Below are 9,775 nucleotides of genomic sequence, written 5' to 3' on the forward strand. Positions count from 1 at the left end.
CCACCACCGCCTTTCGCCCGTCGCTGGATGCATCGGCCCGCATCGCCCGGCTCGCCGGCTGGGCGGACGCGGTCCGGCGCGTCACCGGGCGGGCATAGCGCTTACCAGGCGCGCGGTACGCTGCCGGTCCGCTCGGCCACTGCATTCTCGATCGCCTGCAACTGCGCACGGCTCAGCACGCCCGCATCCATCAGGTGGCGCATCAGTTCGTCGGTCAGTGCCGCCAGAAAATGCAGCTCCGCGCGTTCCGAGCCCTGGTCATCGCTCGCACCATCCATCACCGATCTCCCTGGGCCTGCCAATAAGGCCAACGCGTTCACCGACAAGGCTAACGCGCTTGTCCACGAACACAAACACACAAAGCGTTAAGGGATTGCTTCCATCCCGCCCGATATTCGGCCACGTGATCCATGTTGAAGATCGGGTTCGGCCGGATCTCACGACAAGACGCTTGCACCGCCGTCAATCCGGCGCGATACACCCGCTCATATTTGAAAGCATGGTATGGCGAAATACGCTTACGCCATCGATCAGGAGAGTGTGCGATGACCACCCCCGCCTCCCCCATCCGTACCGAACGCCACGGCGACATACTCGTCATCATCTCGGACAATCCACCGGTGAACGCGCTCGGCGCCGCGGTCCGCCAGGGGTTGGAGGCGGCGGTGAAGCAGGGCGTCGCCGATGCCTCGATCGCGGCGATGGTCATCCGCTGCGAAGGCCGCACCTTCTTTGCGGGCGCCGACATCACCGAATTCGGCAAGCCGATGCAGGAACCCGTGCTGCCCATGCTGGTCGACATGATCGAGGCATCGGACAAGCCGATCGTCGCCGCGATCCACGGCACCGCGCTCGGCGGCGGGTGCGAGGTCGCGCTTGCCTGCCATTACCGTGTCGCCGTGCCTTCGGCGAAGCTCGGCACGCCGGAAGTAAAACTCGGCCTGCTCCCCGGCGCCGGCGGCACGCAGCGCCTGCCCCGCGTGGCGGGCATCCCGCTGGCACTGGATATGACAGCCAAGGGCGACCCCATATCCGCCCGCACCGCGCATGACGCCGGCCTGATCGACCGCATCGTCGGTGAAGACAGTCTCGCCGCCGATGCGCTGGCCTTTGCTAACGAAATCAAGACGAAGCGCCCTATCCCCCGCGCCTCGCAAAGCCCGCTCGCGCCAGACCCGGACGCGGTCGCCGCCTTCACCAAGGCCAATGCCCGCCGCTTCCGCGGGTTCGAGGCCCCCGCCGCCAACATCGCCTGCATCGTCAAGGCCAGCGAGACCGGCTATGCCGAGGGCGTCCAGTTCGAACGCGCCGAATTCATGCGGCTGATGATGGACAACCAGTCCGCCGCGCAGCGCCACCTCTTCTTCGCCGAACGCCAGGCCGCCCGCATCGACGACGTACCCGCCGAGACCGTTACCCGGCCCGTCGAACGCGTCGGAATCATCGGCGCGGGCACGATGGGCGGCGGCATCGCGATGAACTTCCTGTCCGCCGGCCTGCCCGTCACCATCGTGGAGACGAGCGCCGAGGCGCTGGACCGCGGCGTCGCCATCATCCGCCGCAATTACGAGGCCACCGCCGCCAAGGGCCGGATGACGGCCGAGCAGGTGGAGCGCGCCATGAGCCTGCTCACCCCCACGCTCGACTTCGACAGCCTCGGCACCGCCGACCTCGTTATCGAGGCGGTGTACGAGAATATGGACGTCAAGAAGGAAATCTTCACCCGTCTCGACGCCGTTGCCAGGCCCGGTGCGATCCTGGCGTCGAACACCTCCTATCTTGATATCGACGTGATCGCCGCCTGCACCGCGCGGCCGCAGGACGTGCTCGGCATGCACTTCTTCTCCCCCGCCAACGTCATGAAACTGCTAGAGGTGGTGCGCGGAGAGAAGACCGCGGGCGACGTGCTCGCCACCGTCATGGCGCTCGCGAAAAAGATCCGAAAGGTCGCGGTCGTCGCCGGCGTCACCTACGGGTTCATCGGCAACCGCATGCTGATGCCGCGCCAGGTGGAGGCCAATGCGCTGCTGCTGGAAGGCGCCACCCCCGAACAGATCGACCGCGTCCATGTCGAATTCGGCATGCCGATGGGCCCGTTCCAGATGGCCGACCTCGCTGGCGTCGATATCGGCTGGCACCGCGATCCCAGCCGCATCGAAAGCGTTCGCGACCAGCTCGCCGCCGAAGGCCGCTGGGGCCAGAAGAAGCAGGCCGGCTTCTACGATTATGACGAGAAGCGCACCCCCCGCCCCAGCCCGCGCGTCGCCGAGATCCTCGACGAATGGCGTCTCAAGACGCAGACGCCGCAGCGCGTGATCGAAGATGAGGAAATCATCGAGCGCACCCTCTACACCATGGTCAACGAAGGCGCGCTGATCCTGGAGGAAGGCAAGGCGCAGCGCGCTTCCGACATCGATGTAGTCTGGATCTACGGCTATGGCTGGCCCGTCTATCGCGGCGGCCCGATGTTCTGGGCGAAGACCGAAGGCTATGACAAGATCGTCGCCGGCCTCGACAGGCATGGCTTTCCCGTCGCGAACAGCCTGCGCCAAGGCACGATCAAGTGAGCGACCTCGCCACCTTCCGCGCCGAAACCCGCGCCTGGCTGGAGGAGAACTGCCCGCCCGAAATGCGCGAGCCGGTCCGCGGCGATGCCGATATCTGCTGGGGCGGTCGCCGCTTCCAGCCGTCCAGCCCTGCACAAAAGGACTGGCTGGACCGCATGGCCGCACGCGGCTGGACGGTGCCGGACTGGCCGAAAGGATATGGCGGTGGCGGTCTGTCTCCGGCCGAAACCAAGATCCTGCGCGAAGAGATGCGTGCGCTCGGCGCCCGCTCCCCGCTTTACTCCTTCGGCATCTCGATGCTCGGCCCCGCGCTGCTCAAATACGGCACCGAGAACCAGAAACGCGAACACCTCCCCAAAATTGCGCGTGGCGAGATCCGCTGGTGCCAGGGCTATTCCGAACCCAATGCCGGTTCCGACCTCGCCTCTCTCGCCACCTGGGCGGAGGATGCCGGCGACCATTATGTCGTCTCCGGCCAGAAGGTCTGGACCTCCTATGCCGACAAGGCGGACTGGATCTTCTGTCTCGTCCGCACCTCGAAGGAGTCGAAGCAAGGCGGAATCAGCTTCGTCCTGTTCGACATGGCGTCCGAGGGTGTCTCGACCAGGCCCATCCTGCTCATCAGCGGCTATTCGCCTTTCTGCGAGACCTTTTTCGACGGCGTGAAGGTCCCCAAGGCCAACCGCGTCCATGAAGAGAACAAGGGCTGGGACGTCGCCAAATATCTGCTCGGCCATGAGCGCGAGATGATCTCCGGCATGGGTCTCGGCGCGCGCGGCGAAACTGCGCTGATCGAGGGCGCGCTGAAGGCGATCGGCCACGACGAGACCGGCCGCCTCGCCGACCCGCTGCTCCGCAGCCAGATCGCCCTGTTCGATGTCCGCGCCCGCGCCTTCGCCGCGATGAGCGAACGCTTCATGGACGAACTGAAGGCGGGTCAGGCACACCCCGCCCAGCCGTCGATGATGAAATATTACGGCACCGAGCTGAACAAGGCGCGTCACGAACTGGTCATGGCAGCGGGTGGGTCGGATGCGCTGGAATGGGACAGCGAACGCTCGCATGGCGGCGCTAAGGCGCGCGCCTGGCTGCGCACCAAGGCCAATTCGATCGAAGGCGGCACCAGCGAGATCCAGCTCAACATCATCGCCAAGCGCATCCTCGACCTGCCCGGCGCCTGAGGAGTTTACCCTGATGCCTCTGTTCCTGAACGAAGAGCAGTCGATGCTGCGCGACACCGCGCGTGACTTCATCGGCGATGCCGCGCCGCCCTCGCACGTGCGGGCACTACGCGACGCGGGCGATCCCACCGGCTTCTCGCGCGACCTGTGGAAACAGTTCGCGGAGATGGGCTTCACCGGCATCCTCATTCCCGAAGCGCAAGGCGGGCTTGGCCTCGGCCATGTCGAGGCGGGCGTGGTGCTGGAGGAGATCGGCCGCAACCTTTCTCCGTCCCCTTTCCTGTCCACCGCAGTAGCGGCGGTCGCCGCGTTGAGCGATACGCCCCATGCCGCAAACGTCTTTCCCGGCATCGTCTCGGGCGACACCGTCGCCGCGCTGGCCATCGACGAGGGGCCCAAGCACCGCGATCATATCGCCTTGCGGGCCGAACGTGCCGGCAACGGCTTTCGCCTGTCGGGTACCAAGCGCTTCGTCACGCATGGTCACATCGCCGACCTGATCGTCGTCGCCGCCCGTACCGCCGGCGCACCCGGCGAACGCGCGGGGGTCACCCTCTTCCTCATCGACCGCGACCACCCCGGCCTCTCCGCGCACCCACACCGCATCGCCGACGCCGGCCTTGCCGCCGATCTCGTCTTCGACGGCGTGCAGGTCGATGCCGATGCCGTGATCGGCGAGGTCGATGCCGGCGCCGTCCCCCTCGCCCGCCTGCTCGCCGCAGGCCGTACCGGCGCCGCCGCCGAACTGCTCGGCGTCGGCACCGGCGCGATGGAGCGCACCACCGGCTATCTAAAGGAACGCCGCCAGTTCGGCCAGCCCATCGGCAGTTTCCAGGCGCTGCAACACCGCGCCGCCCACCTCTACAGCGAAATGGAGGTCGCCCGCGCCGCCGTGCTGAAGGCGCAGCAACTGCTCGACGCTGGCGACGCCGCGGCCGACGACGCCGTGTCGGTCGCCAAGGCGATGTCCGCCCTCGCCACCACGCTGGCGGTGCAGGAGGGCATCCAGATGCACGGCGGCATTGGCATGACCGACGAATATGACATCGGCTTCTTCATGAAGCGCGCCCGCGTGCTGGCCGAGCTGTTCGGTGACGCCAATTACCATGCGGATCGCCTTGCCGTCGCATCGGGCTATTGACGTTTACGGAAAGCACGCCATCACGCATGGCATGGACGCCCCCGCAGATCCCCGCCGCCTCGCGCAAGACTTGGTCGACCTGCTCGACGTCGAGGAACTGGACACCGACCTGTATCGTGGCCGTCGCCAGCCCGGCGGCGTCGGCCGTGTCTTTGGCGGACAGGTCATCGCCCAGGCGCTGCAAGCCGCCCAGCGTGCCACCGACGCGCCCAAGGTCGCGCACTCGCTCCACGCCTATTTCATGCGGCCAGGCGATGAGAATTTCCCGATCATCTACCGGGTGGTTCGTGATTTCGAGGGACGCAGCTTTGCCACCCGCCGCGTGATCGCCATGCAGCGCGGCCGCCCGATCCTCAACATGGCCTGCTCCTTCCAGATGCCGGAGGACGGGATGACACACCAGGACATGATGCCCGACGTGCCGCCGCCCGACACCTTGCGCAGCGAGGCCGCATTGCGCCGCGACATGGCCGATGCCATCCCTGAAAAGGTCCGCCGCCTGTTGCTGCGCGAGCGCCCGATCGAGATGCGCCCCGTCTATCCGCACGACTGGATGTCGACCGAGAAGCACGCCCCCAAACAGGCGATCTGGTTCCGCCTCGTCGCGCCGATCGAGGCGGACGATGCGATGCACCGCGCGATCCTCGCCTATACCTCGGACATGGCGCTGCTCGGCACCGCGATGCTTCCCCACGGCGTCCACTGGCTGACGCCTTCGATCCAGACCGCCAGCCTGGATCATGCCCTGTGGCTGCATGAACCCTTCCGTGCCGACGAATGGCTGCTCTACGTCACCGACAGCCCCTGGGCCGGTCATGCCCGCGGCTTCAACCGCGGCACCATCTTCGCCGCGGACGGCCGCCTCGTCGCCAGCGTCGCGCAGGAGGGACTGATCCGCCAGCGCACCTGACACCTACTTGCCCACCCCACGATCCCCTGCTAACCGCGCCGCCACAACATCAAGAGTCGGGCCGACGCCCGGCACCAACCTGCTCCCGGGCAAGGTGGTGCCCCCATCCACGGATGGGGGGATGTGGCCGACCGGCAAACCTCGGGCCCTTCCCAAGCGTCGTTCCGTCTTTGCAAGAAACAGGAACCGCACGCGTGCCCGATACCGCCCAGCAATTCGCCAGTGACAATTATGCCGGCATCTGCCCGGAGGCATGGGACGCGATGGCGCAGGCGAACCGTGGCCACGCGCCCGCTTACGGCGACGATCCCTGGACCGATGCCGCCTCCGACGCTTTCCGCCGCCTGTTCGACACCGATTGCGAGGTGTTCTTCGCCTTCAACGGCACCGCGGCCAACTCGCTCGCGCTCGCCGCGCTGTGCCAGTCCTATCACAGCGTCATCTGCTCCTCCTCGGCGCATGTCGAAACCGACGAGTGCGGCGCGCCCGAATTCTTCTCCAACGGCTCCAAGCTGCTCGTCGCCCAGACCGCCGACGGCAAGCTGACCCCGCAGGCGGTACGCGCCCTCGCCACCAGCCGCTCCGACATCCACTTCCCCAAGACCCGCGCCGTCACCATCACCCAGCCGACCGAGACCGGCCAGGTCTATACGATCGCCGAGATCGAGGCGCTGTCCGCCACCTGCCGCGAGCTTGGCCTGCGCCTCCACATGGACGGCGCCCGCTTCGCCAATGCCTGCGCCACGCTCGGCTGCTCGCCCGCCGCGATGACGTGGCAGGCCGGCGTCGACGTGCTGTGCTTCGGCGGCACCAAGAACGGCATGGGCGTGGGCGAGGCGATCCTGTTCTTCGATCGCACACTGGCGCAGGATTTCGATTATCGTTGCAAACAGGCGGGCCAGCTCGCCTCCAAGATGCGCTTCCTCGCCGCCCCCTGGGTCGGCCTGCTCGACAGTGGCGCATGGCTGCGCAACGCCGCCCACGCCAATGGCTGTGCGCAGCACGTGGCGCAACGGGTCGCCGATCTGCCCGGCATTGCCCTGATGTTCCCGGTGGAGGCGAACGCCGTGTTCCTGCAGGCGCCCGAGCCCGTGCTGGCGGCTTTGCGCGCCCGCGGCTGGCGCTTCTACACCTTTATCGGCGGCGGCGCCCGCTTCATGTTCGCCTGGGATGCCGATCCTGCGCGGGTCGAAGCGCTGATCGCCGATATCCATGCCGCCGCCTTGACGGAGGAACTGGTGCCCGCCTGAGCCCGCTCAGAGACTGTTTGGAAACGTGCTGAAGGCACGTTTCGCGGCACCAGCCCGCTCCCCCACCCGGCCTCCCACAGAGTATCCTTGATGGGAGGCCGGGTGGGGGAGCGGGCTGGTGCCGCCGTGAAACTCGCTCTTTCGCGAGTTTCACGGCGGACTCTCAACGTGCGGCGGACGCCGCCGTGTCCGCCAGCATGGTGCGCGCCGCATGGGCTGCGGCGCGCGTGTCGTTGGCCAGCTTCTTCACTTCGCCCGCAACGATGCCGAAGCCACGACCGGCATCGCCTGCGCGCGCCGCCTCGATCGTGGCGTTCAGCGCCAGCATGTTGGTCTGGCTGGCAATGCTGGCGATGCTGTCCACCACCCGGCTCAGCTCGTCCAGCACGCGGTCCACGTCGGCGCTTCTGGCGTCCGCCTCCTGGCGAAACCGCTGGCTTTCCTCCAGCCGCGCGGACACCTCCTGCTCCAGCCGCACCTGCGCTGAAATGTCGCTGGCAAACTTCACCACCTTCCAGGGCCGGAGATCCGCGTCCAGGATCGGCGTATAGGTCGCCTGTATCCAGATCAGCCGGCCATCGGCCGCACGCCGCTGAAACCGGCCCGCCGCGAAATTTCCTTTGCCCAGTGTCTGCCAAAAGTCGCGATACGCCGCCGATGCGGCATAATCATCCTCACAAAAAGCGCTGTGATGCTGACCCACCAGATGCGCGCCGTGGCATCCGAACAGTTCGGCAAACCGAGCATTGGCCTTGAGGATGCGACCGGCCATGTCGAACTCGACCACTGCCTGCGATTGATCGATCGCGTTCAGCATGCCCTCGGCCGCGGCAGCCGCGCGGCGCTGTTCGGTCACGTCGGTGGCGATCTTCAACACCTTGTGCGGCCGGCCTGCCGCGTCGCAGATCGGATTGTACGTGGCCTCCAGCCACAGGCTGAGTCCATCGCGGGCAAGGCGACGATGCTGGCCGGCTTGGAACGCCCCCTCTGCCAGCCGGCTCCAGAACTGGTCATATTCAGATGACGCGACGAATTCGGGCGGACAGAACAAACGGTGATGCTGCCCGACGATATCTGCCAGCGTATAGCCGGTGGTCGCAAGGAAATTGGCATTGGCCCACGCCACGCGGCCATCCAGCTCGAACTCGACCAGCAGTTGCGACCGGTCGATCGCTGCCCACAAGGCACCTTCACGAAGAGCGCTGCTGCTGATCTCATGGGGAAGCCGTTGTGCCATATCGCTCCGTGCATCCCAGACCGCTAACCCCATCTTAATCGGCGCGCCGATCAGGCCAATCTGCATCAACTTCCAAGAAATTTTCTATTGGTGCTACGGAGTTAGCGTTTACGCACCGGCCCGTACTGCAAAGTGCCATGCCGCCGCCGCCAGCATCGGCAGGCGCGCCACGGTCTGCTCGGCCTGCGCGCTCGACGCATTGCCGTCGATCATCCGCCGCTTGATCCCCTGCACGATCCCCACCAGCCGGAACAGGTTGTAGGCGAAGTACCAGTCGAGCTGCGGCACCCCGTCCCGCCCGGTTGCCGCGCAGTAGCGCGCCACGGCGTCCTCCATCGTCGGAATGCCCGTATCCTCGCCCGTCAATCCGGCGATTCCCGCCCGTCCGTCCGGCGGCGTCTGCCAGTTCATCAGCAGGTAGGAAAAATCGGCGAGCGGATCGCCCAGCGTCGACAATTCCCAGTCCAGCACCGCCGCCACGCGCCCCCCGTCCGGCGCGTAAATCAGATTGTCGATCCGGTAATCGCCGTGCACGATCGACACCCCCGTTTGCGGCGGCAAGGTGCGCGGCAACCAGTCGATCAGCCGGTCCACCGCCGCGATCCGTTCGGTCTGCGCCGCGCGGTACTGCCTGGTCCAGCGCGCGACCTGACGTTCGAAATAATTGCCCGCCCGGCCATAGTCGCCAAGGCCCAGCGCCACCGGGTCGATCCGGTGCAGCGCCGCCAGCGTATCGATCATCGCCTCGTAATGCGCACGGCGCCCGTCCGCCGTCATGCCGGGCAGTGCGCCGTCCCACAGAGTCCGTCCCTCGACCAGCGCCATGACGTAGAAGGGCGCGCCGATCACCTCGTCATCCTCGCACAGCCCCAGCGGCCGCGGCACCGGAAAGCCTGTCGGGTAAAGCGCCGCGATCACCCGGTATTCCCGGTCCACCGCATGCGCGGACGGCAGGATCGGCCCGAACGGCTTGCGGCGCAGCACATAGGCGCCGCCCGGCGTATCCAGCCGATAGGTCGGATTGGACTGGCCGCCTGAGAATTTCTCATAGGCCAGGGGGCCGGCATAGCCCGGCACGTGGCGCTCCATCCACGCATCCAGCCTGCTCAGATCCAGCCGGTCGCGCGCGTCCACCGCCACCGTCGCCGTGCCGCTCATCGCGGCGCCTCATATTTGCGGAACTCGGCCCTTGCGATGGCGCGCGCATGCACCTCGTCCGGTCCGTCCGCGAAACGCAGCGTGCGCACCGCAGCCCAGTCATGCGCCAGCGCAAAGTCACCGGAGACGCCCGCCCCGCCATGCGCCTGGATGGCATCGTCCAGGATCTGCAGCGCCATGGTCGGCGCCTGCACCTTGATCATCGCGATCTCCAGTTGCGCCGCCTTGTTGCCCGCCTTGTCCATCATGTCGGCCGCCTTCAGGCACAACAGCCGCGTCATCTCGATATCGATCCGCGCCCGCGCGATCCGCTGCTCCCACACACTGTGAT

At 66.8% G+C, this 9,775-nt stretch carries 9 protein-coding genes and 1 riboswitch; of the genes, 5 read left to right on the forward strand and 4 right to left on the reverse strand.

The annotated features are described in order from the left end of the window. Positions 1-101: 101 nt before the first annotated feature. A complete protein-coding gene (locus Q0U08_RS13420) occupies positions 102-278 on the reverse strand; it encodes a hypothetical protein (RefSeq protein WP_162844001.1) in 177 nt (58 codons plus the stop codon). Between the two features lie 267 nt (positions 279-545). Here Q0U08_RS13420 and Q0U08_RS13425 point away from each other — a divergent pair, with 267 nt between their 5' ends. The 5 genes from Q0U08_RS13425 (at position 546) to Q0U08_RS13445 (ending at position 7,049) form a co-directional block, all read left to right on the forward strand. Next, positions 546-2,567, forward strand: a complete 2,022-nt coding sequence (locus Q0U08_RS13425) for a 3-hydroxyacyl-CoA dehydrogenase NAD-binding domain-containing protein (RefSeq protein WP_298091895.1) — start codon at positions 546-548, stop codon at positions 2,565-2,567. Continuing rightward, entirely contained in the window at positions 2,564-3,748 is a 1,185-nt protein-coding gene (locus Q0U08_RS13430) for an acyl-CoA dehydrogenase family protein (RefSeq protein ID WP_298091896.1), read from the forward strand. Before Q0U08_RS13425 ends, Q0U08_RS13430 begins: the two co-directional genes overlap by 4 nt. A gap of 13 nt (positions 3,749-3,761) precedes the next feature. Next, positions 3,762-4,889, forward strand: coding sequence for an acyl-CoA dehydrogenase family protein (locus Q0U08_RS13435; protein WP_298091897.1), 1,128 nt, complete (start codon positions 3,762-3,764; stop codon positions 4,887-4,889). 31 nt (positions 4,890-4,920) lie between these two features. Continuing rightward, entirely contained in the window at positions 4,921-5,799 is an 879-nt protein-coding gene (locus tag Q0U08_RS13440; RefSeq protein ID WP_298091898.1) for an acyl-CoA thioesterase II, read from the forward strand. A gap of 41 nt (positions 5,800-5,840) precedes the next feature. Then, a riboswitch (SAM-I-IV-variant riboswitch) is annotated at positions 5,841-5,951 on the forward strand. Positions 5,952-5,993: 42 nt separating this feature from the next. Next, a complete protein-coding gene (locus tag Q0U08_RS13445) occupies positions 5,994-7,049 on the forward strand; it encodes a low specificity L-threonine aldolase (RefSeq protein WP_298091899.1) in 1,056 nt (351 codons plus the stop codon). Between the two features lie 163 nt (positions 7,050-7,212). Here Q0U08_RS13445 and Q0U08_RS13450 read toward each other — a convergent pair whose 3' ends face one another. The 3 genes from Q0U08_RS13450 to Q0U08_RS13460 form a co-directional block, all read right to left on the reverse strand. Further along, positions 7,213-8,286, reverse strand: coding sequence for a PAS domain-containing methyl-accepting chemotaxis protein (locus Q0U08_RS13450; protein ID WP_298091900.1), 1,074 nt, complete (start codon positions 8,284-8,286; stop codon positions 7,213-7,215). Positions 8,287-8,394: 108 nt separating this feature from the next. After that, on the reverse strand, positions 8,395-9,444 hold the full coding sequence (locus Q0U08_RS13455; RefSeq protein WP_298091901.1) for a phosphotransferase family protein: 1,050 nt from the start codon (positions 9,442-9,444) through the stop codon (positions 8,395-8,397). Continuing rightward, on the reverse strand, positions 9,441-9,775 hold a 335-nt coding region (locus tag Q0U08_RS13460), incomplete at its 5' end, for an acyl-CoA dehydrogenase family protein (protein WP_298091902.1). The genes Q0U08_RS13460 and Q0U08_RS13455, both read right to left, overlap by 4 nt.

Source organism: uncultured Sphingomonas sp. (assembly GCF_946477935.1).
Lineage (GTDB): Bacteria > Pseudomonadota > Alphaproteobacteria > Sphingomonadales > Sphingomonadaceae > Sphingomonas.